This is a genomic window from Achromobacter denitrificans NBRC 15125 (genome assembly GCF_001571365.1).
Taxonomy (GTDB): Bacteria; Pseudomonadota; Gammaproteobacteria; order Burkholderiales; family Burkholderiaceae_B; genus Achromobacter; species Achromobacter denitrificans.
Genome location: NZ_BCTQ01000063.1, coordinates 1 through 25,271, shown reverse-complemented (window position 1 = coordinate 25,271; position 25,271 = coordinate 1). Strand labels below are relative to the sequence as shown.

The window sequence follows — 25,271 nt, the reverse complement described above, 5'->3', positions numbered from 1 at the left end:
ATCGCCGCGCCCACCGGGTTCTGGATCTTCGCGGCCATCTGCGCAGCGGTGATGCTGGTGTTCTACGCCATGCTGACGTGGGCCCGCATGGAGATCTTCAGGATGCTGATGGCCTCCTTCTTCCCGCTGGCCGTGATGATCGCGGCGGTGCTGGGGTCGATCGCCTTCGGCCTGGCCACGCCCAGCGAGGCCGCCGCCATGGGCGCGATGGGCGGCGCGCTGCTGGCGCTGGCGTACCGGCGCCTGAACCTGCCCGTGCTGCGCGAATCCGTCTTCCTCACGGCCAAGACCAGCGCCATGGTGTGCTGGCTGTTCGTGGGTTCCTCGATCTTCTCGGCGGCGTTCGCGCTGCTGGGCGGGCAGCGCATCATCGAGGAATGGGTGCTGTCGCTGGGGCTGTCGCAGCTGCAGTTCCTGCTGCTGGCGCAGATCATCATCTTCCTCCTGGGCTGGCCGCTGGAATGGACGGAGATCATCGTGATCTTCATGCCCATCTTCGTGCCCTTGCTGAATACCTTCGGCATCGATCCGCTGTTCTTCGGCCTCCTGGTGGCCTTGAACCTGCAGACGGCGTTCCTCTCGCCGCCGGTCGCCATGTCCGCCTTCTACCTGAAGGGCGTTTCGCCGCCGCACGTCACGCTCAACCAGATCTTCATGGGCATGATGCCGTTCATGGGCATCCAGGTGATCGCGATCTTCCTGCTCTACGTGTTCCCGGGCATCGGCATGTGGCTGCCCACGGTGCTGTATCGCTAGGGCATCCGGCGCCAGGGCTAGCCCCGGCGCCGGATGCCGCGGCTCATGGGCACCGGACCCTAGTACGGATGCATCATTGCGGGGGCCTCGCGCGCGGACGTAAGCTGGCCGCTGGTTCGGCTTGCGGGAACCAGCCAACCCTCAGAGGCGCGGGTGTCGCGTCAAAGCGAGGCAGCATGGACCGGGCAATCGTGCTTGTCGGCGTCAGCCGCACCCAGGGCGACCTGGGCCGGCTGGAGGCGGTAGAAAGCGCCGTGGACCAGATGGAAGCGTGGGCCCGGGAACAGGGCATCCCCGAGGACCGCATCGTCCGGCTCACGGATGGCGCGGACCATCCCGTCACGGCGCGGCGCATCTATCGCGCCGTCGACCGGCTCATCGGCCTGGATACGCTGGAACAGCTGATCGTCTATTTCTCCGGACACGGCTGCATGCTCGGCCGCAACGAGTTCTGGCTCCTGTCGGACGCGCCGGGAGACCCGAACGCAGCGGTCAACCTGGAGGCCTGCTTCGACCTGGCGCGGTATGGCCGGATCCCGCACGTGGTGCTGATCTCGGACGCCTGCAGGACCGTCGCGAAAAACGTGCTCCAGAACCGGATCTACGGCGCCACCATCTTTCCGAGTTTCGACGACGGCGGCCCCGGCTGCGGGGTCGATATCTTCTACGCCACCCGTCCGGGCGCGCCCGCGCTCGAATTGCCGACGCTGGTCGGAGTGAACGAGGTCTATCAGGCGGTCTATACCGAAGTGCTCTGCGACGTGCTGCGCGGCGGCGAGCCGAAGCTGGTGGTCGATGGCTTCATCCGGCCCCGGCCCTTGAGCGAGGCGTTGATGGCGCTGGTGCCGAAGGACCTGCTCCGGCGCGGCATGGCCGTCGGGGTCAGCCAGGAGCCGGACGCGCGCATCAGCTCCGACGATCGCGCCTGGGTGGCCCGCTTCGACGTGAAGAAGCCGCAGGGCGTTCCCCGTCCGCGCCCGCCCGGGCCCGGGTCGCGCGGCGACGGCAAGGGGATCGACGGCGAGGCCGGGCCGGCCGAGGACGGAACACGGGACGACGATATGCCAGACGACGACCTGCCGCCGCTGCCCGTCGGCAGCCTCGTGGAATACCTGCTCACGCACCCGGCGGACGTCGCGGGCCTGGAGCTTCAGGTGTCGCGGAACCTGTCGGACCCGGCGGGCAGCCTGCTCCACAGCGTGATCCGGCGCGCCATCGGCGAAGAGCCCGCCTTGCGCGAACCGGGCTTCATCCTGCGGGGCCGCGAGGCCCGGCGCGTGGTGTGCCACGACTACGACGGCAGGATAGGATCCCGCGCCGACGTCTATCATCCGGCGCCCGGCGCCCGCCTGGAACCGTACACGGCGTGGGAGTTCCCCCATCTTTCAAGCCCGGCGCAAGCCTTGCTGATCTTTCGCGACGGCTCCGGAACGCTGCTGCCCGTTTTTCCGGGATGCGCGGGCATCGTGGAATTCGACGCCGAGGGCGGCTTCGCGCTGCGCTACGAACCCCTGGACGGACAGGCCGACGCGGACGACCTGCGCGAACTGCGGTGGCTGCGCGCGGCCGTGGCCGAAGCCGCCAGCCAGGGGCGCTTCGCGCTCGGGCGGGCCAGCGCCCGGATGCTGGAGGCCCGCATGCAGGGGCTCCGCTTCCTGGATCCCGTGCTGGCCCTGCACGCCGCGTATGCCTATCGCGAGATCGGCGAGGTCGAGCGCATCCGCGCCTTGCAATACTATCTCTGGCAGAACCTGGGCGCGCGCCTGTTCGACCTGGCCTTCCTGTCGGGCGACATGCTGCGGGAAGACTATGGCGTGACCGGGTTCCTGCCCGCGACGCCGATGCAGTCCACGGGATGGGTGTTGATGGATTCCCTGGGGCGCAACCTGCCGCGGGAACTGCGCGACCTGCGCCAGTACGACACCGGCTCGCTGTGGGCGCATTACACGCCGGAAGGCGTGCGCGCGCTGGAAGCCTGGCTGCAGCCGCAGGTCGGCCCGGCCGAGGTGTGCGAGATGGAGGTGCCCAGGGCATGAAGGAACTGGTGCTGATCCATGGCCGGTCGCAGCAGGACAAGGATTCGAAGGCGCTCAAGCGCGCCTGGATCGAGGCCTGGGGCAGGGGGCTGGCGGCGGCGGGGCTGACCCAGCCCATCCCCGAGGAGCGCATCCGCTTTCCGTACTACGGCGACACGCTGCGGGATCTGCTGGCGGGCATTTCCGAAGCGGACGCCGCGAAGATCATCGTGCGCGGCGCCCAGGCGGACGATATCGCCGCGGGCCTGCTGCTGGCCTTGTTGAACGAATACATCGCCGCCTGCGGGATCGGCGAAGACGAGATCCGTCGCAATCTTCCGCCCGCCACCGGCCCGGTCGCGGTCGAGCGCGGGCCGCAGAACTGGCGCTGGGTGCATGCGGTGCTGCGGGCCATCGACCAGCGCGTGCCGGGCAGCGGCGTCCTGATCGGCCTGTTGACCAGCGACGTCTCCCTCTACCTGCGCAATACCAATGTGCGCGGCGCGATCAACGGCGGCGTCGGCGAGGCGTTCGACCGTCCGCGGGACAAGGTGGTGGTCGCGCATTCGCTGGGCTCCATCGTCGCCTACCTGCTATTGCGCCAAGCCGGCAGCGAGGCGGGCTGGCGCGTGCCGGCCCTGATCACGCTGGGCTCGCCTTTGGGCATCAAGGCGATACGCGGGCGCCTGGGCGGCGTGCGGCACCCGGATTGCGTGGGCCATTGGTTCAACGCCCGGGATCCCCGCGACGTGGTCGCGCTGTATTCGCTGGACGAGCGCAACTTCGGGATCGTCCCGGCCATCGAGAACAAGATCGACGTCGATAACTCCACCAGCAACCGGCATGGCATCGAGGGATACCTGGAAGACGCGGAAGTCGCCAGGCGCATCCACGACGCGCTGGTCGCGTGAAGCACGGCTGGGGGCGCGCCGCAGGAACGGCGGCGATTCGGGGTTCAGGGGGCGGGGCGGGCGAGCGCGTAGACGGCGGTCTGGCGCTGGTAGTGCTGCTCCATGCCCCGGAACGCGAACCCCAGCTTCTCCAGGACCCGGATCGAGCCGAGGTTGGCGGGCCAGGCGACGGCGAGAAGTTCGGGCACGTCCAGCGCGCGCCACGCATGGGCGCAGAGCTGGCGGCCCGCCTCGCTGGCATAGCCGCGGCCCCAGGCATCGCGGCACAGTCGATAGGCGAGCTGGATGCCGCCGGTGCCCGCCAGCGGCGTGAGGCTGATCCAGCCGACGGCCCGGTCCTGGGCGACCACGGCCCAATGCCCGATGTCCGTGGGCGGTTCGCGCAGCCAGGCCAGCAATTCCTCGCGCCGGGCGTCGGTGGCGGGCTTCACGCCGGTGCTGTGGCGCATCACTTCGGGGTCGGACTCCATGGCGAGAATCATGGGCACGTCGTCCGCGCGCAGGCGGCGCAGCGTCACGCTGGCGGATAGGGTGGACATGGGCGGTACCGAGAGGCCGGGTCAACGGCCATGATAGCGGGTGTCTCGACGGGCCCGCGCTTGCGCGCATATAGTTAGGTGCCTTACTATATTTGCTCATTCATTTCCGGAGCGCCTTCCATGCAGGACGCGCAACCCATGCTGGAGCCCAAACACCGCGCGTTGCTGGACGTGGCGGCAGGTCGGGGCCTGCCCTCGGCCGACGGCATCGGCCTTTGTTTCCAGCTGCTGTCGCTGGCCGCGGCCATCGACCGCGATTGCGCGGCCCGGCTGGCGCCTTGCGGGCTGTCCGAAGGCAAGTTCGTGCTGCTGTTCCTGTTGCATGAACAGGCCGATGGGATGGCGCCGCACGAGCTGGCCGAAGGCGCCGGCGTCACGCGCGCCACGGTCACCGGATTGCTGGACGGGCTGGAGCGCGACGGCTTCCTGTCGCGCCAGGCCGGCAAGGACGACCGCCGCAAGATCAGGGTGAAGCTGACCGCCAAGGGCAGGACCGCGGCGGCCCGGCTGTTCCAGGAACACACGGACTGGATCGGCTCGCTGTTCGCGGGCCTGGACGATCCGGACCGGGCGCGGCTGCGCGAGCTGCTGGCGCTTATCTGGCGCGCCACCGACGCGGGCCGCGCCGCCACCGGGGAGATGCCATCATGAGCAAGGCCACGCCGCCCGCGCCCAAGCCCGCGGGCAGGGGCGTCAAGGACATCGCCGGGGAACGGCTGGCGCAACTCAACGCGGGCGAGCCGGCCTCCACCCTGACCGAATGCCTGGCCGTGGATTTCGCCGCGCTGATGCAGGCGGCGGCGCCGCAGGCCGGGGCCGACGCCGTGGCCGCGATGCGGGCTCAGGCGGCGCTGGGCATTTCCCGCCGCATGGCGCTGGCGGCGCACCTCCTGGACGAGCGGCTGGGGCCCGAGGGCTTCGAGATGCTGAAGGCGCATCGCTCGGACACCGTGCGCGGCTGGGCCTGCTTCATGGCGGGCGCGGCGCCGGCGGCGACGCTGGACGAGTGCCTGGCGCGGATACGTCCGCTGGCCGACGACGCGCATTTCGGCGTGCGCGAATGGGCCTGGCTCGCCGTCCGGCCCAGGCTGGCCGCCGACCTGGACGAGGCGCTGCGGTTGCTGCGGCCATGGACGGCGGAACCCTCCGAGCGGCTGCGGCGGTTCGCCTGCGAGGCTCTGCGTCCGCGCGGGGTCTGGTGCGCGCATATCGCCGCGCTGAAGGCCGATCCGGGCCGGGCGCTGCCGCTGCTGGAACGGCTGCGCGCCGACCCCGCCGTCTACGTGCAGGATTCGGTGGCGAATTGGCTGAACGACGCCAGCAAGGACCGGCCCGATTGGGTGCGCGAGGTCTGCGCGCGCTGGTCGGCCGGCCGGCCCGCCGCCGCCACCGAACGCATCTGCAAGCGGGCGCTGCGCTCGATCGGCGGGTAGGCGGCGTCCGATTCGTTATAGTCGTTCCAGCCCGCGGATCGCCCGCGGCACGGCGGCCCCGGCCGCGCACAACAGTCCAAAGGACGGGCATGGAAGAGACGACACCGGATTGGGCATCGCTGGTCGATGACCTGAACAGATTGCTGCGCCTGAAGACCACGGTCATCGGCATGAAGCTCTACGAGCGCGAAGAGGACATGGCGACGGTGAAGGGCTTGCGGCGCCCGCAAGCCACGCACACCACCGACCAGATCGTGGGCATGGCGGCCCGGCTGGGCTGGACCGTGGGCATCACGGGCGACGACCTGGTCGGCGCGCAGTGCCGCGCCGTGATCGGATTGGGGCCGCAAGACGAGGCCTGGAAGAGCGGCAAGGACTACGTCGGCGTGTGGCACGCCACGCCGGAGGACGCGCGCGCCCGCCAGGAGGCGCTGTCCTGTGTGCCGGCGGGCAGGTATCGCGGCATGGTGGTTTCGCCCCTGGCCTCGGGCCGGCTCGATCCTCCCGACATCTGCCTCGTCTACGCCACGCCCGGGCAGATGATCATCCTGATCAACGGCCTGCAATGGAAGAACTACCGGCGCTTCGACTGGAGCGTGGTGGGCGAGACCGCGTGCGCGGACTCCTGGGGCCGGGCGCTGGCCACCGGCGAGCCCAGCCTGTCCTTGCCCTGTTTCGCCGAGCGCCGCTATGGCGGCGTGCCGGACGAGGAAATGCTGATGGCCTTGCCGCCGCGCTATCTGCCGATCGCCATCGAGGGCATGAAGGCCCTGTCGGCCAACGGGCTGCGCTATCCCATACCGCCCTACGGCATCCAGAACGACGTGCGGGCCGGCATGGGCGTGAGCTACGCGCAGCGGGCGGGCAAGCCCTAAGGCTGGAGCCTTGCCCAGGCCGGCAATCGGCCGCCAGGCTAGGCGCGGTCGCCGCCGCGCAGCGCGGCCGCGAGGACGCGGGCCGCCGGTCCGAGGGGTTGGTCGATGCGGTGAGCCAGATAGGTTTCGGTGGCCACCTGGCTGCCGCGTCCCAGGCTGTCGGTGGGCAGGCGCAGCAGGCGGCCCTCGGCCAGGTCGCGCTCCACCAGCCACAGCGGCAGGCGGCCCCATCCTACGCCGGCGACGATCAGGGCGTGCTTGGCGTCCTGGCCGTTGACGCGGCAGGTCTGCGGCGACAGCACCGCGAAGTCGCGCCCCTGGGTCAGCGCGGAAGGGTCGGATTGCACGATCTGCACGTGATCCGCGAGCTCGGCCGGGCCCAGCGGCGCGTCGGCGCACATATGCCCGGCCAGCGCGTGCGTCGCGCCGACCACGGCCACCATCTGCACGGACGACAGCGCTTGCACGGCGATATGGGGATGGCGGAAATGCTCGCCGGCGATGATGCCCAGCGTATGGCTGCGCGCCAGCAGCGCGTCTATCGGACCGCCCAGGGGCAGCACCGAAACGCGGGCGGAGACCGAGGGGTAGGTCGCGCGCAGGGCGTTCAGGGCGGCGCCCACCTGCGCGATCGGAAACAAGGTATCCACGGCCACGGAGAGTTCGAGCTCGACGCCTTCGCCCAGCCCCTGGGCGCGGGCGCGCAGGGCGTCCACGCGCAGCAGGATGTCGCGGGCATTGGCCAGCAGCGCTTCGCCTTCCGGCGTGATCACGGGGCGATGGCCGCCGCGGTCGAACAGGGTCACGCCCAGTTGCGCTTCGACGTTGGCGATGGCGTGGCTGACGGCCGATTGCACGCGCGACAGGCGGCGCGCCGCCGCGCGGAAACTGCCGGTGTCGGCGACGGCGGCGAACACGCGCAGCTGATCCAGGGTAAGGGCGTCTATCATCCTGCCACTCGATCTATTGAATCGATCAGTCCAATCAGAAGATTATCACTTACCGGAATCGGTCCGCGGTGGCATGCTGGCCGGGTTCGAAACAAGGGGCAAAGACGAGATGGGCAAGGAAGGAGCGCGTTGGGGGGCGGTGCTGGCGATCGTGGGGGCTGGCGTGGTGGCGGCGCTGCAGGTGGGCAAGCTCATCATCGCCGCGCCGCTGTTGCGCAAGGACTTGGGGCTGGACCTGGCGTCGATCGGGGCGCTGGCGGCGGTGTTTTCCCTGCTGGGCATGTTCGGGGGGATTGCGGCGGGCGGCGTCATCACGCGCTATGGCGCCCGGCGCATGCTGCTGGCCGGGTTGGCGGCGACGGCGGCGGGCGCGGTCCTGGGGGCCGCGGCGCCCACCTACGGCGTCCTGCTGGCGTCGCGCGTGGTCGAGGGCCTGGGGTTCCTGATGATTTCGGTTGCCGGGCCGGCGGCCCTGCAACGCATGGTGTCGGCCTCCAACCGGGACTTCGCCTTCGCGCTCTGGAGCTGCTACATGCCCGCCGGCATGGCCATCGCGATGCTGGCCTCGCAGGCCTTCGGCGATTGGCGCGCCTACTGGTGGTGCGCGGGCGCGGCGGTGGCGGTGGCGCTGGTCAGCGTGGCGGCGCTGGCGCCGGCCACGCCGCCCGGGGCGCGGCTGTCGTGGCGCAGCCTGCGGCAGGACACGGTCGACACCGTGGGCGCGCCCGGCCCGGGCCTGCTGGCGCTCTCGTTCACGCTCTACAGCCTGATGTTCTTCGCGCTGTTCACCTTCCTGCCGGTCCTGCTGACCGAGCAGCTGGGCCTGTCGCTGGCCACGGCCGGCCTGTACAGCGCCATCGCCAGCGCCGCCAACGTGGTCGGCAACCTGGGCGCGGGCATGCTGCTGGCGCGCGGATGGCGGCGGTCCACGCTGATCGCCTGCGCGAGCGTGGCGATGGGCGCGGTGGCGCTGCTCATCTTCCGCTCGGTGCTGCCGGCCATGCCCACCTTCCTGCTGTGCGTGCTGTTCTCGGCGGTGGGCGGCCTGATACCGGCCACGCTGCTGAACACGGCGCCCCTGCTGGCGCCGCGTCCCGGCCTGACGGCGGCATCGGTGGGGCTGGTCATGCAGGGCAGCAACCTCGGGCAGGTGATCGGGCCGCTGGCCGTGGGCGGCGCGATCGACCGCTACGGCTGGACCTCGGCCTCCTTCATCGTGGCGGCGGCGGGGCTGGGCGGCGTGCTCCTGGCCTGGCGCCTGCGGCGCCTGGCGGCCGCGGGGCTGTAGGCGGCGCCGCCGGACGCGCCGGTGTCACGCCGCCGGCATATCATGGGGGCTCGTCTTTCGTGGAGCCCTTATGCATACGCCTGCCCCTCGCCTGGTCATTTTCGATTGCGACGGCGTCCTGATCGATAGCGAGATCATCGCGGCGCGCGCCCAGTCGCGCGCCCTGGCCGCGCACGGCATCGCCATCACGCCCGAAGAGGCGGCGCGCCGGTTCGCCGGCATTCCCGACGCGGACATGTGGCGCACCTTGCAGCAGGAAAACGATCGCAGCCTGCCGGACGGATTCGCCCGCCAGTACGCGGACCGGCTGGAAGCCACGTTCCGCCAGGAACTGCGCGCGCTGCCCGGCGCGGCCGAGACGGTGGCTACGTTGCGCAAGCGCGGCATGGACGTTTGCGTGGCCTCCAGCAGCATGCCGGCCAAGCTGGAGGCGGCCTTGAGGATGGTGGGCTTGTGGGAGGCGTTCGCGCCGAACGTCTTCAGCACGGCCCAGGTGGCGCGCGGCAAGCCCGCGCCGGATGTCTTCCTGTTCGCGGCCCGCCAGATGCGCGCCGCGATCCTGGATTGCGTGGTGGTGGAAGACAGCGTGCCGGGCGTGCGGGCGGCACGCGCCGCGCGCATGCGCGCCATCGGTTTCGTGGGCGCGTCGCACAACGGGCCGGACCAGCGCCAGCGGCTGCTGGACGAAGGCGCCTCCGAGGTCATCGACGACCTGCGCCGTCTGCCGGAGATCCTGTAGTTCAGGCCGCGGCGGCGGGCAGCGGCTCGGGCTTGACGCGCACCGCGCGCAGCACGCCTATCATCAGGCAGGCGATGCCGGCGAGCGTCAGCGGCTGCGGCATCTGCCCGCGCAGGATGTAGGCATAGGCCAGGGCCGCCAGCGTTTCGAACACGATGAGCTGCCCCGCCAGCGCGGTCGGCAGGCGCTGGCTGGCCTCGTTCCAGCACAGGGTGCCCAGCCAGGACGCGAACAGGCCGATGATGGCCATCAGGCCCAGGAACACTTCCGGGCGCGGCCCGGCCGGCATCGGAAAGGCGCTCCCGGCGGCTGCCATTCCTCCCCAGAGCGCGGCATAGCCCGCGAGCGCCAGCGGCAGCGTGGCCACGCCCTGGGCGGTGGCCCAGGTGCGCGGGCTGCGGTCGGGGTGGGCGCGCAGCCAGTCGGCATTGCGCAGCGGATACCAGGTCCAGCAGGCCACGGCGCCCAGCGCCAGCAGCGCGCCGACGGCATAGCGGCGCAGGTCGGCGTCGGCCTCCTGGCGCAAGGCCTGGAGCTCCACTTGGTTGACGAAGGCGATGCCCAGCGCGATCAGCGCCAGCGAAGGCGCCAGGCGCTTCCAGGGCAGCTTGCCGTCGCGCCGCGCGTTGCGCAGGTTGGCGCTGATGGCGATCACCACGGGCAGCGTGCCGATCAGCATGGTGGGCAGCGGGCCGCCGGCGCGCTGGATGGCGCTGGCCAGGCACAGGTAGTACAGCAGGTTGCCGATGGCGGCCAGCTTCAGCGCTTCGACCCAGTCGGCGCGGCTCAGCTGGCGCAGGGCGCGGCGGTCCAGCCAGGCCAGCGGCAGCGCGATCAGGCCGAACGCGAGGTAGCGCGCCACCGATTGCAGCGCGGCCGGATATTCCGGCAATAGCAAGGGGCCCACGAACACCAGCCCCCACATCAGGCCGGCGGCCAGGGCGTAAAGGGTTCCAGCCCACATACGATTCGCTCCAGGTCGGTCAGGCTCCAATCTACCGGGGGCGGGGCCGGGGCGTCTTGTACCAGCTTGCTGCGCGCCGGCCTCAGGAACGCACTTGTTTCTGGTAGCGGGCGGGCGTGACGCCGTAGCGGCGCGAGAAGGCGCGGGTCAGGTGGGCCTGGTCGGTGAGGCCGGCCGCCAGCGCCACCTGGGCGGGCGGCTCGCCCGCGGCCAGCCGGCGCTTGGCGTCGAACAGCCGCAGCGCCATCAGCATTTGCTGCGGCGTGGCGTGGTATTCGGCCTGGAAGCTGCGCAGGAAGTGGAAAGGGCTGAGCCCGGCCACGGCCGCCAGCTCATCCAGGGTGAGGCGGCGCGACAGGTGCGCGCGCAGGTAGTCGATCACGGGCGCGAAGCGCGGCGCGCCCTCTGTTTTCGCGGGCCGCGCCATGCGCGCATGGCGCCGGAATTCGGCCAGCAGCGCATACAGCGCGCTGTCGAAGGCCAGCGGTTCGCGCGCCTGCCACAGGGTATCGAGCAGGGCGGTGACGCGCTGCGCGCCCGGGGCGTCCCGGCCCACGGCGGCGTCGAACCACCAGTCGCTGTCGCCCGTCACGCGCGCCACCACGTCCGGATCCAGATAGGCCATGCGGTAGCGCCAGCCGCCTTCGGTTTCGGCGCGGCCCGTGTGCAGCTCGTCGGGATTCATCAGCACCACCGAGCCGGGCGGCGCCAGATGTTCCGAGCCGCGGTAGCGGAAGCGCTCGACGCCGGATTCGATGGCGCCCAGGCCGTAGGCCTCGTGGGTGTGGGGCTCGAAGGCATGCCGGATGATGTGGGCCCGGTACAGCTCCACGCCGGGTCGATGCGGCGCCTGCCGGAATTCGGCGCGGTCGCCCGGATGGTCGAACGCCGCCGGCACGCCCGGCATGGCGGGCGCGGCGGAATCCGGGGCAAGGGCGTGGGCGGGAAGCATCTTCGGAATTTAAGCATGCCGGACGCGTCACCCGCCCGCGCCCATCGCAGCGGCCCGCTCCAGCAACAGTTCGCGCTCGCGGGCGTTGCGCGTCATGCCGGCGGCGCGCTCGAATTCGGCGCGGGCTTCATCCTGGCGGCCCAGCTTGGCCAGCAGGTCCCCGCGCACGCTGGGCAGCCAGTGGTAGTTGGCCAGCGCCGGGTCTAGCGCCAGCTGGTCGGCCAGGTCCAGCCCCGCCTGCGGCCCGAACGCCATCCCGACCGCCACGGCGCGGTTCAGCTCCACGACCGGCGAGGGCTGGGCCTGCGCCAGCGCGTCGTACAGCGCCACGATGCGCGGCCAGTCGGTGTCTTCGGGCGTGCGCGCCCGGGCGTGGCAGGCGGCCAGCGCGGCCTGCAGCGCATAGGGGCCGCGGGCGCCGCCCAGCGCGTCCGCGCGAGCCAGCGCGGCCAACCCGCGGCGGATCAACAGCGGATCCCAGCGGCCGCGGTCCTGCTCCATCAGCAGCACGGGGCGGTCCTGGGCATCGGCGCGCGCGCGCAGGCGCGACGCCTGCAGCTCCATCAGCGCCACCAGCCCGTGCGCCTCGCTGTCGCCGGAGGCGAGTTCGGCCAGGATGCGGCCCAGGCGCAGCGCTTCGTCGCACAGGGCGGGGCGGGTCCAGTCGTCGCCGGACGTGGCCGAATAGCCTTCGTTGAAGATCAGATAGATGACTTCCAGCACGGAGGCCAGCCGCTGCGCGCGCGCTTCGGCGGGCGGCACTTCGAACGGCACGCGCGCGGCCGACAGGCTGCGCTTGGCGCGCACGATGCGCTGCGCGACGGTCGATTCCGACGCCAGGAAGGCGCGCGCGATCTCCGCCGTGGACAGGCCGCCCAGCAGCCGCAGCGTCAGCGCCACCCGCGCCTCGGTCGACAGCAGCGGATGGCAGGCGGTGAACATCAGGCGCAGCAGGTCGTCGCCGATATCGTCCTGACGCGCTGCGTCCAGCGCGTCGACGAAGTCGGGTTCCACGTCGGCCTGCAAGGCCTCCAGCTCGCGGCCGATCTGCTCATGCTTGCGCGTATGCAGCGCGTCCAGCCGCAGGCGGTCGCGGGCGCGGTTCTTCGCGGTGGTCATCAGCCACGCTCCCGGGTTGTCCGGCACGCCGGTTTCGGGCCAGCGTTCCAGGGCGGCCACCAGCGCATCCTGCGCCAGTTCTTCCGCCAGGCCGACGTCGCGCACCAGGCGCGCGACGCCGGCGATGACGCTGGCGGCCTCTATCCGCCAGACCGCCTCGATCGCGCGATGGGTGGCCGCCAGCGCCGTCATACGACGGGCGTCTCGCCGGGCACCATGTACACCAGTTCCCAGACGTGGCCGTCCAGGTCCTCGAAGCCGTGGGCATACATGAAGCCGTGGTCCTGCGGCGGGCGCGGCGCGGTGCCGCCCGCGGCGAGCGCCCGGGCCACCAGGTCGTCGACCTCGGCGCGGCTGTCGCAGGACAGCGCGATCAGCACTTCGGTGGTCCGGGTGGCGTCGGCCACGGGCTTGCCGGTGAAGGTCTGGAAGAAATCCGTCACCAGCAGCATGACGTAGATGTCGTCGCTGACGACCATGCACGCGCCCTGGTCATTGGTGAATTGCGGATTGAAGCTGAACCCCAGGCTTTTGAAGAAGGCCTGCGATTTCTGCATGTCGGCGATGGGGAGATTGACGAAGATCTGCTTGGACATGATGTGTGGTTTCCGTTGGGTTTCCGCGGGGAGCTGGCGGGGGAGGGCGGGGCGGGCCGTTCAGCGGCCCTGGGTCGAGATCTGCCGGAACCGTTCGACGGCCTCGCTGGGACCGAGATCGTCCAGCTCGTACATCTGGCGCACTTCGATCGAGCAGGGCTGGCCGACGAAAGGCTCGGGAAAGCGCAGCGACCACTGCATCGCTTCTTCGCGCGAGCGCACCTGGATCATGGTGTAGCCGGCGATCAGCTCTTTGGTATCGGCGAAAGGCCCGTCCACCACCGAGCGCTGGCCGTGGTCGTAGCGCACGCGCCAGCCTTTGGACGAAGGCTGCAGGCCGTTGGCGTCCAGCAGCACGCCGGCCTTCGCCAGGGCTTCGTGATAGGTCGTCATCGCGGCAAGCATGCTTTCCTCCGGCATGACGCCGGCTTCGCTGTCGGGCATGGCCCGCACGAGGATCATGAATCGCATTCCTGGTCTCCTTGGTTGGGAAAACGCAGCGCCGGACGGTTCCGGGGCTTGTACAGGCACGACGAATCGCAACATGCCGAATCGACAGGAAAACAGAAAACCTAGGGTATGTACTGAGTCGGGAGCCGCGCGGGACGCCCGGCGCGCCGCCGGCGTCAAGCAAATGGTTACGAAGGCTCGGGCCTGGTTTCACTATCCGTCCCTACACTCCCAGCGTTCCAGACTCTCGGTAACGATATGAAGATCCTGTGTAGCCTCGCTTTGGTGGCATCCCTGCTTTCGGGCTGTGCCGTCTATACCCCCGGCGGTTCGGTCATCGTCGATCCCCACGACGGGGGCGGCCGGGGCGGCTTCTGTCCGCCGGGGCAGGCCAAGAAGGGGAACTGCTAGCCTCCGCCGGCCGGATCGGCCGCGGACGCGGGGCCTGGCCTACATGAAGCAGGGCCCCAGTTCGCGCACCTCCACCGTCGCCCATTGGGCGGCGGGGCACTCCGCCGCCAGCGCCAGCGCTTCTTCGCGCGTCTCGCAGGTCAGCAGGAAGAAACCGCCGATCATTTCCTTGGCCTCCGCATAGGGGCCGTCCAGCAGCGAGCGTTCGCCGTCGCGGATCCGTAGCCGCACCGCATCCGCTTCGGACTTCAGCGATTCCGCGCGCGCCAGCAGCCCGCGCGACTTCAGGCTTTCGGCATAGTCCACCATTTGCGCATAGGCCTCGCGGCCCTCTTCGGGCGTGCGCTGGGCGCGCTGGCCCACCGGTTCGACGATGAAAAGCAGGTAGGACATGGACGCTTCCAGTACGGGCGAGAGGCCGGGTCCGCCAGATTACCGCCGATTGCCGCCTGGCCGCCATCCCGGAATGCGGCCTCGGGGGACGCCCGCCGGGCAACCGGAGGCGGCCGCGTTCACCCGTCGCGCGAGGCGTCGTTTTTCAGCACGCCGCGAACGTTGAGCGCGGCCAGGCCCAGTTGCAGCGCGATCAGCGCATAGGCGCCGTCATGCCAGCCCCAGGCGATCCACAACACGTTGCTCAGCAGGAATACCCAGAAACCCGCATGCCGCTTGCCCATGCCGCGTGACGCCACCAGCCACGCGGCCGCGAGCGAGGCGGCCATGGCCGGCCATTGCAGGAACTCCCATACCGCGTCCATGTGCATTGTCCATCCCGGTTCATGGCGGAAGGCCGGGGGCATTCCGCCCGAGGCGGTTGCTTCCAGCAATCGCCATGCCGGCCGGCCGCGGCGGGCGCCGGCCTTGGCGGGTACGCCGTTTGCTGGACAGGGGGCTTCTTCCCGACAGCTGCGGACGGCATGCCTACAAGAATCTCCTCCTTGCCCGGTCCCGCGCCCCGCGGGCTGGACGAGCTGTTGGCGGGTCCATTCCCGGCGGCCGACACGGGCCGGCGGCTGCGTCTCCTGGTGGACGCGGGATGCGGCGCCTTGCCCTTGCCCGGGTCCGGCGAGACGCTCGGCCGCTGGCGGGCGTTGGCGCAGGTGGGGGAGGCCGACCTGGCGCTCGCCAAACTGTTCGAAGGTCATACCGATGCGCTGGCCATCCTGGCCGAACTGGGCGCGCTCGCGCTCGCGCCGCGCGGCAGCCGCTGGGGCGTATGGTGCGCCGAGCCGCCAGGCAATCGCGTCGCCATCATCCGCGCACCCGGTGCGGGCGTGACGCTGCGGGGAACGAAAGCATGGTGCTCCGGCGCGGCCGGCATAACGCATGCGCTGGTCAGCGGCTGGAATGACGAAGGCCGGCCGTGCCTGGCCGCCGTGTCGCTGGAGCAGGCCGGCGTCGCGTTCGTCGACGCGGGCTGGGAAGCGATAGGCATGCGCGGCAGCGCCACGGTGAATGTGCGGTTCGATGACGTGCCGGCGGCGGCCGTCGGCGCGCCGGATGCCTATGTGCACAGGCCGGGCTTTTTGCACGGCGGCGCCGGGGTCGCCGCGTGTTGGTTCGGCGGCGTCAGGCGCATCGCGCGGCAGCTGCGCGCGGGCGCCGCGGCGGCGCCGTCCGACCCGCACCGGATGGCCCATCTGGGCGCCGTCGACACCGCGGTCGCCCAGGCGCGCGCCATGCTGCGCGAGGCCGCGAGCGAGATCGACGCGCACCCGGACGATGGCTGCGCGCTCGCGACGGCAAGGGCCAGGCTGGCGGTCGAGGCCGCGGCGGAGGAAGCGTTGCGCCGGGCCGCGCGCGCCCTGGGCGCCGGCCCCTTGTGTCAGGACGCGGGCTATGCCCAGGCCATGGCGGACCTGCCCGTGTACATCCGCCAAAGCCATGCCGAACGCGATCTAGCCGCGCATGGCCAGCTCGTGGCGGCGCTGGCGGAGCCGCCATGGACACTGTAGCGGCGCACTTCGAGCGGCTTTATCGGAGCCGGGAAGATCCGTGGGGGCTGCGCGCCCACTGGTATGAACGGCGCAAGCGCGAACTCCTGTTGGCCACCTTGAGCCGCGACCGCTATGCCCATGCTTTCGAGCCGGGCTGCGGCGAAGGGGATCTCACGCTGCGGCTCGCGCAACGCTGCGACCGGGTGTGCGCGGTCGACCTGTCCCACACCGCCATCCTGCGCTGCCAGGCGCGGATCGCCGCCAGCGGATTGCCGGGCGTGCGGGCGCTGAAGCGGGACCTGCCCGCTCAATGGCCCGCGCGGACGGAGCGCGGCTTCGATCTGGCCGTCATCTCGGAATTCGGCTACTACCTGCGCCGCGAGGACCTGTCGCGGTTCCTGGACGCGTTGGCGCGCAGCCTGCGGCCGGGCGCGGAAGTGGTGGCTTGCCATTGGCGCGGGGATTTTTCCGACCGGCTCCTGGCCACGGACGCCGTGCACGAGGCCATCGGCCGCCTGCCCGGCCTGCGCCCGCTGGCCAGCCATCGGGAAACCGAGTTCAGGCTGGACAGCTGGCGCGGGGAAGCGCCGCAAGAAGGAGGGGACGATGATCGGAATCTGCATTCCCGCCCATGACGAAGAGCGCTATATCGGCGCCTGCCTCAAGTCGGCCACGACGGCAGCCCGGCATCCGCTGTTGCGGGCCGAGCCCGTCCAGATCGTGGTCGTGCTGGATATGTGCCGGGACCGGACGGCGACGCTGGCCGCCGCCTGGCCGGTACGCTGCCTGGCGATACGGGCCCGCAATGTGGGCATGGCGCGGGCGGCCGGCGCCCGGCATCTGCTGGAAGCCGGCGCGCGCTGGCTGGCGTTCACCGACGCGGACACGCGCGTCTCGCCCCGCTGGCTGGTAGAGCAGTTGTCGTTGCAGGCGGACGTGGTGTGCGGCACCGTGGGGGTATCGGGCTGGGCAGCCCATGGCGCGCAGGCCCGCGCCGCGCGCCGCGGATTCTCCCTGCACTATCAGGACCGGGACGGGCACCGCCACGTCCACGGAGCCAACCTGGGGATCGCTGCGCCGGCATACTGCCGGGCGGGCGGCTTTCGCGCGCTCGCCTGCAGCGAAGACCAGGCGTTGGTGGACCGGCTGCTGCTCGACGGCTGCCGCATCGCCTGGAGCGCCCGCCCTCGGGTCGTCACCAGCGCGCGTCCGCACTCGCGGGTCGAAGGCGGCTTCGCCACCGCGCTGCGCGCCTTTCAGGCGTGATGTCACTTGCCCTCCTGTAGTATCGCGGCACGCGAGACGACCGGGCATCGGGCGCGCCTGCCATGCCCGCAAACAAAACAGGATGTGCGATATGAACCAAGAAGAACGAAACTCCGCGCCCTCCGAAGGCCGAACCCCCACCGGCGGCTTCGCGCCGCTGGTTCCCGAACTGGACGTCTCCAACCTGGCGGCGAGCCTGGCCTTCTGGCGCGGCCTGCTGGGATTCGAAGTCGCGTATGCCCGCGTGGAGGCGGGCTTTGCCTACATCGAACGGGGCCCGTTGCAGTTCATGCTGTGCGAAATCAACGGCGCCTGGGAAACCGGCCCGCTGGAGCGGCCCTTCGGGCGCGGCATCAATTTCCAGATGCAGGTGCCCGCCGTCGAACCGCTGGCCGCCGCGCTGGAGGCCGCCGGCTGGCCGCTGTTCCGTCCCATCGAGGAAAAGCGTTACCGGGTGGGCGCCGGCTGGGCGGCCTGCAAGGAACTCCTGGTGCAGGATCCGGACGGCTATCTGCTGAGGTTCGCGGCCGATCTGGACTAGGGGATTCCGGCATCTGGATTGAATACTTGCTAAAAGCAAGTAATAATATGCCTCAGGCAAATAGTTTGGGGTGGCCATGTCGGACCAGGCGCTATACGGGCGTGCCGAGGCGGTGCGCAAGTTCAACCGCTTCTATACGCGGCACATCGGGGTGCTCCACGAGCACCTGCTGGCCAGCGAGTTTTCGCTGACGGAAGTCCGCATCCTCTATGAGCTGGCGCACCGGCCCGCCATCAGCACCTCCGATCTGTGCCGGGAACTGAACCTCGACGCGGGCTACGTCAGCCGCGTGGTCTCGGGCTTCGAGAAGCAAGGCCTGATCGCCAAGACGCGGTCCGCCGCGGACGCGCGCGTCGCCGAGCTGGCGTTGACCGAGGCCGGGCGCGCCGCGTTCGCGCCCCTGGACCGGGCCTCCCGAAACGAAGTCATCGCCGTGCTTGAGCAACTTCCGGAGCCAGCGCAACAGCAGCTGGTAGGCGCCATGAACGACATCCAGAATCTACTGAGCGACACGACGCCCGCGGGCTACCTGCTGCGCGATCCGCTGCCTGGGGACATGGGCCTCGTGGTGGCCAACCAGGCGATGGTCTACGCCCGCGAATATGGCTGGAACGCCGAATACGAAGCCCTGGTGGCGGAGATCGTCGCCAGGTTCATCCGCGAATTCGATCGGAGCCGCGAACGCTGCTGGATCGCCGAGAAAGACGGCAGGATGGTCGGATCGGTGTTCGTGGTGCGGCAGGACGACACGACCGCCAAGCTGCGGCTGCTGTACGTGGACGCCAGCGCTCGCGGGCTGGGGATCGGACGCCGCCTGGTGGACGAATGCCTGCGGTTCGCGAAGCAGGCGGGCTATGCGCGCATGATGTTGTGGACCAACAGCGTGCTGGCGGACGCGCGGCGCATCTACGAAAAAGCGGGCTTCCAGCTGATCGAAGAGGAAGCGCACCACAGTTTCGGCCAGGACCTGGTCGGACAAGTGTGGGCCCGCGACTTGTGATCGCGCAGGCGCGCCTCGCCGCGCCGGGCGATCCCGCCTGCTCGCGCGACGAGCGCGGTCCAGAATGAACGACTACGCCAAGGCGATCGGCGCCGCCGCGGTCACCGGCATGCTGGTGGGCGCCGCCATGGTGTCCACGCGGACCGTGTCGGCCGACACCACGCCCGAGACCCTGGCCTTCCTGCGGTACGCGATCGGGTTGGCGCTGCTCGTGCCGCCGGCGTTGCGCGGAGGGTCGGCGCGCATCTCCGCGAAGGACCTGCTGGCGATGGGCGGGCTGGGAATTTTGCAGTTCGCGGTCTTGATGCTGTTGATGAACTACGCGCTGGCGCGGCTGCCGGCCGCGAGCTGCGCGCTGGTGTTCTCCACCTTGCCGCTGGTGACGATGTGCCTGGCGCTCGCCACCGGCCGCGAGCGCTTCAGCGCGTCCCGGCTGTGCGGGGCCGGCGTCGCGGTCATCGGCATCGTGGTGCTGCTCGCGCCGTCGTCGGCGGCGGGGCAGGGCGCGTTCGACGTCCGCGCCTGGGCGGCGCTGCTGGGCGCCACGTTCATCGGCGCCGCATGCAGCCTCCTGTACCGGCCGTATCTCGCCCGGTATCCGGCGCTGAGCGTCAGCGCGTTCGCGATGTTCGTGTCGGTCGTGTTCCTGGCGGCGATCTGCCTGGCCAGCGGCGCGCCGCTGGCGCCCCGGCTGTCGGCCGCGCAGTGGGCCAACGTCGTGTTCATCGGGCTGTCCAGCGGGCTGGGGTATTTCTGCCTGTTGTGGGCGCTGGGCCGCCTGGAGGCCAGCCGCGTGATGGCGTTCCAGGCGCTGGCGCCCATCACGGCGGTCGTCATCGAGCTGCTCGGCGCGGCCTATCCCCCGACCTGGCGCCTGGCGGGCGCCTTCGTCCTCGTGCTGTCGGGGGTCTGGTTCGGCACGCGCGAAGGCCGCGCGCCGAAAGGCTAGGGCCGGGTCAGGCCGCGGCTTGCGGCGCCTGGATCATTTTCCAGCCGTTGCCCGCGGGGTCGCGGAAACCGGCATCGATGCTGCCGTAGCGCTCGACCGGCTCCTGCGTGAATTCGACGCCGGCGGCGCGCAGGCGGGCATGGCTTTCCCGGCAATCGGACACATGCAGGACGAGCGGCGGCATGGCGCCCTTCGCCACCATCTCCAGCAGGATCCGGGCGGTGGCCTCGTCGTGGATCGGCGCGCCCGGCCGGAACAGGCCGAGCTGGAACGAGGGCTGGTCCGGATGCCCGACGGTGAGCCAGCGGTAAGGCCCGTTGCGCACATCCGCGTGCACGACGAAACCGAGCTTCCCCACATAGAACGCGAGCGCTTCGTCCTGATCGTCGACGTATACGCCCGCCACATTGATGCCTTGGTTCATGAGACCTCCTGGGTTGATGGCGGGACTGTAGCGCCGGCCTGGCGGCGGCGCTTCTCCAAAACTGCGATGTTGAGGTCGGGGCGCTGCGCGGCGTTCAGGACGCAGGCCGGGATGCCCGCGAGTTCGTCGCCGGCCTCGCGCGCCCGCTGGCGCATGGCGCCCGGACTCATGCCGGTGACGTCGCGAAACACGCGGCCGAAGGTGCCCAGGCTTTCCCAGCCCGTGGCGTAGGCGATTTCGGTAATGCCGGCCGGGCTGTCGCGCAGCAGCGCGATGGCCAGGCCGATGCGTCGCGTCAGCAGGTAGCGATGCGGCGGCAGGCCGAAAGCCTGCTTGAAGGACCGCGCGAAATGGGCTTCGGTGACGCCGGCGATCGCGGCCAGCCGCTGGACGGGCCAGGCCTCGTGGGCGGCGGCATCCATGCGGTCTTTGGCGCGCAGCAGGCGGCGCAGCAGGGCGGGGGCCATGGGTTCGACGGGGGCGGACGAGAGAGGTCCAGTGTAGGCGCAGGGCGGGAAAGCGACTGAAACAGCTTATACACCCGGTATCTCAAGCCGCAAGACTGACACAGAGCTGAAGTGATACCTTGCCCATGCCGATAGTGATAGCGACTGCGGATCGTCCCGATGCATGGGGCGGCGCGCGACAAGGAGAATAAATATGCCCATCACCAAACGATTGATCCAGGCCGTGCTCGCGGGCGCGTTGGCGCTCGGACTCAGCGGCGCGGCGCTGGCCGACAAGCAGACCCGCAATACGGTGATCGGCGCCGGGCTGGGCGGCGTGGCCGGCGCGCTGCTGTCGGACGGCGACCCCTGGCTGACCTTGGGCGGCGCCGCCGCCGGCGGGGTGCTGGGGCACGTCATCACCGACGACGATGACCGCCGGGGCCGCCGCCATTGGGACCGCGATCGCGGCCGCGGCGATTCCTACCGGCGCGCCGGCTACCGCGGCCATGACGGCTATCGCGGCCATGGCCGCGGGAACGGGCGCGGCAACGGCCACTACCGGCATTGAGGGCGCGGCCGGCCCGAGGCCGCCGCTCAGCCCTGCGGAATCTCCAGATGGAACGCCGGGTCGTGGCGGCCCGGCGAAAAGAACCGCGATATCGCGCCGCTGGCCTCGGCGGCTTCTATCGCTTGAAGAAAGGCCCTGGGGTCGTCGATGGACGAGGGCGCGATGTCGATGACGTTCACCTCGTTCGGATTGGAGCAGTGCAGGCTGACCTTGGACGGTCCCACGGCGTTGATGGTGGCCGTCATGGCGGCGATGATGGAAGCCGGCGCCAGGCCCAGCCGGCGGGTCCGCACGTATTCCTCGATCACCTGGTCGCCCGCGTCCGCATACAGCGCCAATTGGCTGGACACGCCCAGCGCGCGGATATTGTTGTACATGGCGCGCGCCTGTTCGGAGGGCGTGCGGCTGGTGCTGGTGATGAGGCAGGACGGGCAGGCGGCCTGCTCCAGCAGCCGGATCACCAGCTCCCGGGTGCGCGGGCCGACCACGGTCTGCCTGGCATTCGGCGCGAACTTGATCAGCGGGGGGGCCATGGCAATCTCCGGACGCGTGGCGTGTTGGAACCGGAGATAGTTTGCAGGCGCCCGCGCGCTTCGCGCATACCCAATTTGGCGTATTGCCGGGCGCGGGGCGCCCGGGCAGGTCAGGATTTGCCGGACGCGGCCGCCGCCGGCGCCTGCGCCGCCTTCTGCGGCGCGGTAATGTCCATGATCAGCTCGACCCGGCGGTTGGCGGCGCGGCCCGTCGGCGTGTCGTTGGATTCGATCGGGCGCGTTTCCGCGTAACCCACGGCGCGCAGGCGTTGCGGCGCGACGCCGTCGCGCACGAGCTCGCGCAGCACGCTGGTGGCGCGGCTGCTGGACAGCTCCCAGTTGGAGGCGAACTGGCGCGTCTGGATGGGCACCGGATCGCTGTGGCCTTCGACCGAAACCTGGTACTCGTTCTTGTTGAGGATGCCGGCCAGGCGCTTGATGACGTCCAGGCCGGTCGGGCTGAGCGTGGCCTGGCCCGAGGGGAACAACAGCTCGTTGCTGATGCGGAAGCTGACGGACTGCTCGTTGACGATCACGTCCACCGAGTTGCCGAGATCGGCCAGGCCCAGCGATTCCTTGGACGGGGCGCGCAGCGGGGGCGCGGCCTCGGCGACGATATCGCCTTCCTGCGCGGCCTGGGCGCCGGCAACGGCGGCGGCGGGCGCGGCGGGGGCGGGCAGCTCGGCCCAGCTGGCCGGGATGGCCACCGAATCGAAATCCGAATACTCGCCGTCGTACGTGGGCAGGCCGCTGGCGGCAAGGGTGCCGACCAGCTCCACCGGCTCTTCGCTATGGCCGAAGGCCTGGCCGTGCAGGCGCGTGAGGGCAAGCAGCACCACCAGCAGGGCCAACAGCAGGGTGATGAGGTCCAGGTAGCTGAGCAGCCAGTTTTCGGAATCCTGTTCGACGGTTTCCTCGACGTGCCAGCGGGCGTAGCGGTCCTGGCGGCCGCTCTTGCTCTGGCGCCAGCCGCTGTCGGCGGCCGCTTTCTGGGCGCGCAGCTGGGCCTGGCGGGCCTGCTCGATCCGCTGCGCCAGGGTGGGCGAAATCAGGCTCATTGGCGCGCGGCTGCGGGGCGGGCGATGGAAACGGGCTGGGCGGCGGGCTTGACCTGGCCTTCCGCCTTGCCTTGCGGGGCCTTCGCCTTGGCGGCGCCGCCGTCGTAGATCTCGTCTTCGACGTGCATCACGAAGGAATTCAGGGTTTCGCGCACGACGGCGGGGCCGCGCTTCTCGCACATCATGGCGATGCCCTGCAGCACCATGTTCATGGACTCGACGCGCCGCGCGGTGCGGCGTTCCAGCTTCAGCGCGATGGGCTTGCAGACCAGGTTGGCCAGCAGGATGCCGTAGAAGGTGGTCATCAGGCCGATGGCCAGCTGCTGGCCGATGACCTGGATGCTGCCGTCGCCCAGCACCGACATCAGGTTGATCAGGCCGACCAGCGTGCCCAGCATGCCGAAGGCGGGCGCGAAGGTGGCCATGACGCGGAACATCTGGGCCTCGGCCTGCTCGCGGGCGCGCAGGCGCGCCACGCGCCATTGCAGCAGTTCGATGATCTGGTCTTCCGGGGTGTTGTCGATGATCAGCTGCACGCCGGTGCGCAGGAAGGGGTTGGAGACCTTCTTGAGCTCCGCCTCGACCTTGCGCACGTCGGTGTTCATCCACAGCTGGGCCATCGCGACCAGCTCGTCGATGTCGCGCTGCTGGTCGTGCTGGTCGTTGCGGAACACGGTGCGCACCAGCTTGAAGATCCGCACCACCTCCGACAGCGGATAGGCGATGAACAGGGCGGCGCAGGTGCCGCCCAGCACGATGGCCAGGCCCGGCAGGTTGACGTAGAGGCCCGGGTCGGTGGCGGCCAGCGCCACGACGATGACCACGGTAAACAGGCCGACGGCGGCGCCGATGAGGGTAGACGGATTCATGGAACTTGCCCGATAACAAAGGCATTCCGAGCGCGGAATGCCGGATTTTCGGGAATTCTAGCCAGGACCGGCGCGGCTCAATCGGCCGGAAAGCGGGGCGAAAAGGGCGGTAAGCGCCGGCTTGGCCCGGCCCGCCGGTTCGCCCGCCCGGGGCCGCGGAAACGGGGTCGGTTCAGCCGGCGGCGGCCTGGCGCCGGGCCAGCCATTCCTCCCGGGTGATCTCCCAGATCTCCGTGGGCAGGCGTCCGCTGACGTAGCCGCGCTCTTCCGTGCCGACCAGCCGCATGCCGCCGCGCAGCGAAATATTGCGCGAGGCGATGTTGGCGACGGCCTTGGGCGCGCGCAGCACCGGCTTGCCCAGCGCCTCGAACCAATAGGCGGTGGCGGCCTCGCTGGCCTCGGTCATGTAGCCCCGGCCGCGACAGGCGGGGTCCAGCCAGAAGCCGCGGTTGTTGCCGGCCTCGTCGTCCATCAGGCTGACGATGCCGATCAGGCGGTCCGGCTCGGCCCGCGTGCGGATCGACCAATGCCACTGCGTGCCCCGGCGCATGGCGGGGATCGCCACCTGTTCCAGATAGTGGCGGGCGCCGTCGGGAGGATAGGGCCAGGGCACCTGGTCGGCCAGGTAACGCACCACTTCCCATTGGGGAAAGATGCGCTGGACGGCCTCCGCGTCCCGGACGTCCAGGGGCGGGAGAACGAGGCGGGCGGTGGACAGAGGGGGCGGGAACGGGTCTGCGGGCACGGGAAAAGGGGGCTGGGCGCCATGGCGGCCGGCAGATATGTATATCATGAGCGACATCTGGCGGCGTCTCGCCCGGCGACCGCCACTGAACTGGAGCAAAACATGAACAACCCCAACGAAAGCGTCAGCATGGCGCTTTTCTGCGATTTCGAGAACGTGGCGCTGGGCGTGCGCGACACCAAATTCCACAAGTTCGATATCCGCCCCGTGCTGGAGCGCCTGCTGCTCAAGGGCAGCATCGTCGTCAAGAAAGCGTATTGCGACTGGGAGCGCTACAAGGAATTCAAGGCCCCCATGCACGAGGCCAATTTCGAGCTGATCGAGATTCCGCACGTGCGCCAGTCGGGCAAGAACTCGGCGGACATCCGCCTGGTCGTGGACGCGCTGGACTTCTGCTACACCAAGTCGCACGTCAACACGTTCGTGATCATCAGCGGCGACTCCGATTTTTCGCCGCTGGTGTCCAAGCTGCGCGAGAACAACAAGAAGGTGATCGGGGTGGGCGTGAAGCAATCCACCTCGGACCTGCTGATCGCCAACTGCGACGAATTCATTTTCTACGACGACCTGGCGCGCGAAGGCCAGCGCGCCGCCGATGCGCGGCGCGACAACCGCGGCGCCAGCGGCGGCCAGCGGCGCACGCCCGATGAAGAGCGCCGGCGCAAGGAAGAACTGGAAGCGCGCAAGACCCAGGCGGTCGAAATGGTGGTCGAGACCTTCGACGCGCTGGTGGCCGAACGCGGCGACAGCGGCAAGATCTGGGCGTCCGCCCTGAAGGATGCGCTCAAGCGCCGCCGCCCGGATTTCAACGAGTCCTACTACGGCTTCCGCGCGTTCGGCAATCTGCTGGAAGAAGCGCAGTCGCGCGGCCTGCTGGAAGTGGGCCGCGAAGAGAACGCCGGCACCTATGTGTACCGCGACAGCACGGGCGGCG

At 70.2% G+C, this 25,271-nt stretch carries 31 protein-coding genes; 16 read left to right on the top strand and 15 right to left on the bottom strand.

Annotated elements, in window-relative coordinates; translation table 11 throughout:
• The 3 genes from ADE01S_RS29535 to ADE01S_RS29525 all read left to right on the top strand — a co-directional run.
• Positions 1 to 756: TRAP transporter large permease subunit (locus tag ADE01S_RS29535; protein ID WP_156494270.1), on the top strand; the 756-nt coding region annotated here is incomplete at its 5' end.
• Positions 757 to 932: 176 nt separating this feature from the next.
• Positions 933 to 2,792 carry a caspase family protein gene (locus ADE01S_RS29530; RefSeq protein WP_062685326.1) on the top strand — a complete coding sequence of 620 codons (1,860 nt, stop codon included), beginning with the start codon at positions 933 to 935 and terminating at the stop codon, positions 2,790 to 2,792.
• Positions 2,789 to 3,682: a hypothetical protein gene (locus ADE01S_RS29525; protein ID WP_062685325.1), complete on the top strand. Its 894-nt coding sequence runs from the start codon at positions 2,789 to 2,791 to the stop codon at positions 3,680 to 3,682. Before ADE01S_RS29530 ends, ADE01S_RS29525 begins: the two co-directional genes overlap by 4 nt.
• 44 nt (positions 3,683 to 3,726) lie before the next feature.
• On the opposite strand, the gene ADE01S_RS29520 is transcribed toward ADE01S_RS29525, so the two are convergent.
• Entirely contained in the window at positions 3,727 to 4,221 is a 495-nt protein-coding gene (locus ADE01S_RS29520) for a GNAT family N-acetyltransferase (RefSeq protein ID WP_062685324.1), read from the bottom strand.
• 120 nt (positions 4,222 to 4,341) lie between these two features.
• On the opposite strand from ADE01S_RS29520, the gene ADE01S_RS29515 reads away from it, so the two are divergent.
• The 3 genes from ADE01S_RS29515 (at position 4,342) to ADE01S_RS29505 (ending at position 6,529) form a co-directional block, all read left to right on the top strand.
• Entirely contained in the window at positions 4,342 to 4,872 is a 531-nt protein-coding gene (locus tag ADE01S_RS29515; RefSeq protein WP_062685323.1) for a MarR family winged helix-turn-helix transcriptional regulator, read from the top strand.
• The gene (locus ADE01S_RS29510; RefSeq protein ID WP_062685322.1) at positions 4,869 to 5,654 is read left to right on the top strand and encodes a DNA alkylation repair protein; all 786 of its coding nucleotides are present in this window, start codon (positions 4,869 to 4,871) and stop codon (positions 5,652 to 5,654) included. Before ADE01S_RS29515 ends, ADE01S_RS29510 begins: the two co-directional genes overlap by 4 nt.
• 89 nt (positions 5,655 to 5,743) lie before the next feature.
• Positions 5,744 to 6,529 carry a DUF169 domain-containing protein gene (locus ADE01S_RS29505; protein WP_062685321.1) on the top strand — a complete coding sequence of 262 codons (786 nt, stop codon included), beginning with the start codon at positions 5,744 to 5,746 and terminating at the stop codon, positions 6,527 to 6,529.
• Between the two features lie 38 nt (positions 6,530 to 6,567).
• Here ADE01S_RS29505 and ADE01S_RS29500 read toward each other — a convergent pair whose 3' ends face one another.
• A complete protein-coding gene (locus tag ADE01S_RS29500) occupies positions 6,568 to 7,479 on the bottom strand; it encodes a LysR family transcriptional regulator (RefSeq protein WP_062685320.1) in 912 nt (303 codons plus the stop codon).
• Positions 7,480 to 7,588: 109 nt separating this feature from the next.
• On the opposite strand from ADE01S_RS29500, the gene ADE01S_RS29495 reads away from it, so the two are divergent.
• Both ADE01S_RS29495 and ADE01S_RS29490 read left to right on the top strand, forming a co-directional pair.
• Positions 7,589 to 8,767: an MFS transporter gene (locus tag ADE01S_RS29495; protein WP_062685330.1), complete on the top strand. Its 1,179-nt coding sequence runs from the start codon at positions 7,589 to 7,591 to the stop codon at positions 8,765 to 8,767.
• Between the two features lie 70 nt (positions 8,768 to 8,837).
• Entirely contained in the window at positions 8,838 to 9,506 is a 669-nt protein-coding gene (locus ADE01S_RS29490) for an HAD family hydrolase (RefSeq protein WP_062685319.1), read from the top strand.
• A gap of 1 nt (position 9,507) precedes the next feature.
• On the opposite strand, the gene ADE01S_RS29485 is transcribed toward ADE01S_RS29490, so the two are convergent.
• From ADE01S_RS29485 to ADE01S_RS29455, 7 genes are all read right to left on the bottom strand, one after another.
• The gene (locus tag ADE01S_RS29485) at positions 9,508 to 10,470 is read right to left on the bottom strand and encodes a DMT family transporter (RefSeq protein ID WP_062685318.1); all 963 of its coding nucleotides are present in this window, start codon (positions 10,468 to 10,470) and stop codon (positions 9,508 to 9,510) included.
• An 82-nt stretch (positions 10,471 to 10,552) separates the two neighbouring features.
• Positions 10,553 to 11,377, bottom strand: coding sequence for an AraC family transcriptional regulator (locus tag ADE01S_RS29480; RefSeq protein WP_062685329.1), 825 nt, complete (start codon positions 11,375 to 11,377; stop codon positions 10,553 to 10,555).
• A 72-nt stretch (positions 11,378 to 11,449) separates the two neighbouring features.
• Positions 11,450 to 12,733 carry an RNA polymerase sigma factor gene (locus tag ADE01S_RS29475; protein ID WP_062685317.1) on the bottom strand — a complete coding sequence of 428 codons (1,284 nt, stop codon included), beginning with the start codon at positions 12,731 to 12,733 and terminating at the stop codon, positions 11,450 to 11,452.
• Positions 12,730 to 13,137, bottom strand: a complete 408-nt coding sequence (locus tag ADE01S_RS29470) for a VOC family protein (RefSeq protein WP_062685316.1) — start codon at positions 13,135 to 13,137, stop codon at positions 12,730 to 12,732. The genes ADE01S_RS29475 and ADE01S_RS29470 overlap by 4 nt, the downstream gene beginning before the upstream one ends.
• A 60-nt stretch (positions 13,138 to 13,197) precedes the next feature.
• A complete protein-coding gene (locus ADE01S_RS29465) occupies positions 13,198 to 13,608 on the bottom strand; it encodes a YciI family protein (RefSeq protein ID WP_062685315.1) in 411 nt (136 codons plus the stop codon).
• Between the two features lie 429 nt (positions 13,609 to 14,037).
• Complete coding sequence (locus ADE01S_RS29460; protein ID WP_062685314.1) at positions 14,038 to 14,391, bottom strand: YciI family protein; 354 nt, start codon at positions 14,389 to 14,391, stop codon at positions 14,038 to 14,040.
• A gap of 119 nt (positions 14,392 to 14,510) precedes the next feature.
• Positions 14,511 to 14,756: a hypothetical protein gene (locus ADE01S_RS29455; protein ID WP_062685328.1), complete on the bottom strand. Its 246-nt coding sequence runs from the start codon at positions 14,754 to 14,756 to the stop codon at positions 14,511 to 14,513.
• A gap of 159 nt (positions 14,757 to 14,915) precedes the next feature.
• On the opposite strand from ADE01S_RS29455, the gene ADE01S_RS29450 reads away from it, so the two are divergent.
• From ADE01S_RS29450 to ADE01S_RS29425, 6 genes are all read left to right on the top strand, one after another.
• A complete protein-coding gene (locus tag ADE01S_RS29450; RefSeq protein WP_062685313.1) occupies positions 14,916 to 15,953 on the top strand; it encodes an acyl-CoA dehydrogenase family protein in 1,038 nt (345 codons plus the stop codon).
• The gene (locus ADE01S_RS29445) at positions 15,941 to 16,570 is read left to right on the top strand and encodes a class I SAM-dependent methyltransferase (protein ID WP_062685312.1); all 630 of its coding nucleotides are present in this window, start codon (positions 15,941 to 15,943) and stop codon (positions 16,568 to 16,570) included. Before ADE01S_RS29450 ends, ADE01S_RS29445 begins: the two co-directional genes overlap by 13 nt.
• Positions 16,542 to 17,201, top strand: coding sequence for a glycosyltransferase family 2 protein (locus ADE01S_RS29440; RefSeq protein WP_062685311.1), 660 nt, complete (start codon positions 16,542 to 16,544; stop codon positions 17,199 to 17,201). Before ADE01S_RS29445 ends, ADE01S_RS29440 begins: the two co-directional genes overlap by 29 nt.
• 91 nt (positions 17,202 to 17,292) lie before the next feature.
• Positions 17,293 to 17,742 carry a bleomycin resistance protein gene (locus tag ADE01S_RS29435; RefSeq protein ID WP_062685310.1) on the top strand — a complete coding sequence of 150 codons (450 nt, stop codon included), beginning with the start codon at positions 17,293 to 17,295 and terminating at the stop codon, positions 17,740 to 17,742.
• Between the two features lie 76 nt (positions 17,743 to 17,818).
• On the top strand, positions 17,819 to 18,742 hold the full coding sequence (locus tag ADE01S_RS29430; protein ID WP_062685309.1) for a bifunctional helix-turn-helix transcriptional regulator/GNAT family N-acetyltransferase: 924 nt from the start codon (positions 17,819 to 17,821) through the stop codon (positions 18,740 to 18,742).
• Between the two features lie 64 nt (positions 18,743 to 18,806).
• Positions 18,807 to 19,691 (top strand): DMT family transporter, encoded by an 885-nt coding sequence (locus tag ADE01S_RS29425; protein ID WP_062685308.1) that lies wholly within the window; start codon positions 18,807 to 18,809, stop codon positions 19,689 to 19,691.
• A gap of 7 nt (positions 19,692 to 19,698) precedes the next feature.
• Here ADE01S_RS29425 and ADE01S_RS29420 read toward each other — a convergent pair whose 3' ends face one another.
• Together ADE01S_RS29420 and ADE01S_RS29415 are read right to left on the bottom strand one after the other, a co-directional pair.
• Positions 19,699 to 20,115, bottom strand: coding sequence for a VOC family protein (locus tag ADE01S_RS29420; RefSeq protein ID WP_062685307.1), 417 nt, complete (start codon positions 20,113 to 20,115; stop codon positions 19,699 to 19,701).
• Positions 20,112 to 20,582 carry a helix-turn-helix domain-containing protein gene (locus tag ADE01S_RS29415; protein ID WP_062685306.1) on the bottom strand — a complete coding sequence of 157 codons (471 nt, stop codon included), beginning with the start codon at positions 20,580 to 20,582 and terminating at the stop codon, positions 20,112 to 20,114. The genes ADE01S_RS29420 and ADE01S_RS29415 overlap by 4 nt, the downstream gene beginning before the upstream one ends.
• 193 nt (positions 20,583 to 20,775) lie before the next feature.
• On the opposite strand from ADE01S_RS29415, the gene ADE01S_RS29410 reads away from it, so the two are divergent.
• Positions 20,776 to 21,132 (top strand): YMGG-like glycine zipper-containing protein, encoded by a 357-nt coding sequence (locus ADE01S_RS29410; RefSeq protein WP_062685305.1) that lies wholly within the window; start codon positions 20,776 to 20,778, stop codon positions 21,130 to 21,132.
• Between the two features lie 26 nt (positions 21,133 to 21,158).
• On the opposite strand, the gene ADE01S_RS29405 is transcribed toward ADE01S_RS29410, so the two are convergent.
• The 4 genes from ADE01S_RS29405 to ADE01S_RS29390 form a co-directional block, all read right to left on the bottom strand.
• Entirely contained in the window at positions 21,159 to 21,665 is a 507-nt protein-coding gene (locus tag ADE01S_RS29405) for a hypothetical protein (RefSeq protein WP_062685304.1), read from the bottom strand.
• 110 nt (positions 21,666 to 21,775) lie between these two features.
• On the bottom strand, positions 21,776 to 22,723 hold the full coding sequence (locus ADE01S_RS29400; RefSeq protein WP_062685303.1) for an OmpA/MotB family protein: 948 nt from the start codon (positions 22,721 to 22,723) through the stop codon (positions 21,776 to 21,778).
• On the bottom strand, positions 22,720 to 23,592 hold the full coding sequence (locus tag ADE01S_RS29395; RefSeq protein WP_062685302.1) for a motility protein A: 873 nt from the start codon (positions 23,590 to 23,592) through the stop codon (positions 22,720 to 22,722). Before ADE01S_RS29395 ends, ADE01S_RS29400 begins: the two co-directional genes overlap by 4 nt.
• Before the next feature lie 172 nt (positions 23,593 to 23,764).
• The gene (locus ADE01S_RS29390; RefSeq protein ID WP_082775917.1) at positions 23,765 to 24,385 is read right to left on the bottom strand and encodes a GNAT family N-acetyltransferase; all 621 of its coding nucleotides are present in this window, start codon (positions 24,383 to 24,385) and stop codon (positions 23,765 to 23,767) included.
• A 54-nt stretch (positions 24,386 to 24,439) separates the two neighbouring features.
• On the opposite strand from ADE01S_RS29390, the gene ADE01S_RS29385 reads away from it, so the two are divergent.
• Positions 24,440 to 25,271 (top strand): NYN domain-containing protein (locus ADE01S_RS29385; RefSeq protein ID WP_156494269.1); only part of this gene is annotated, 832 nt, incomplete at its 3' end.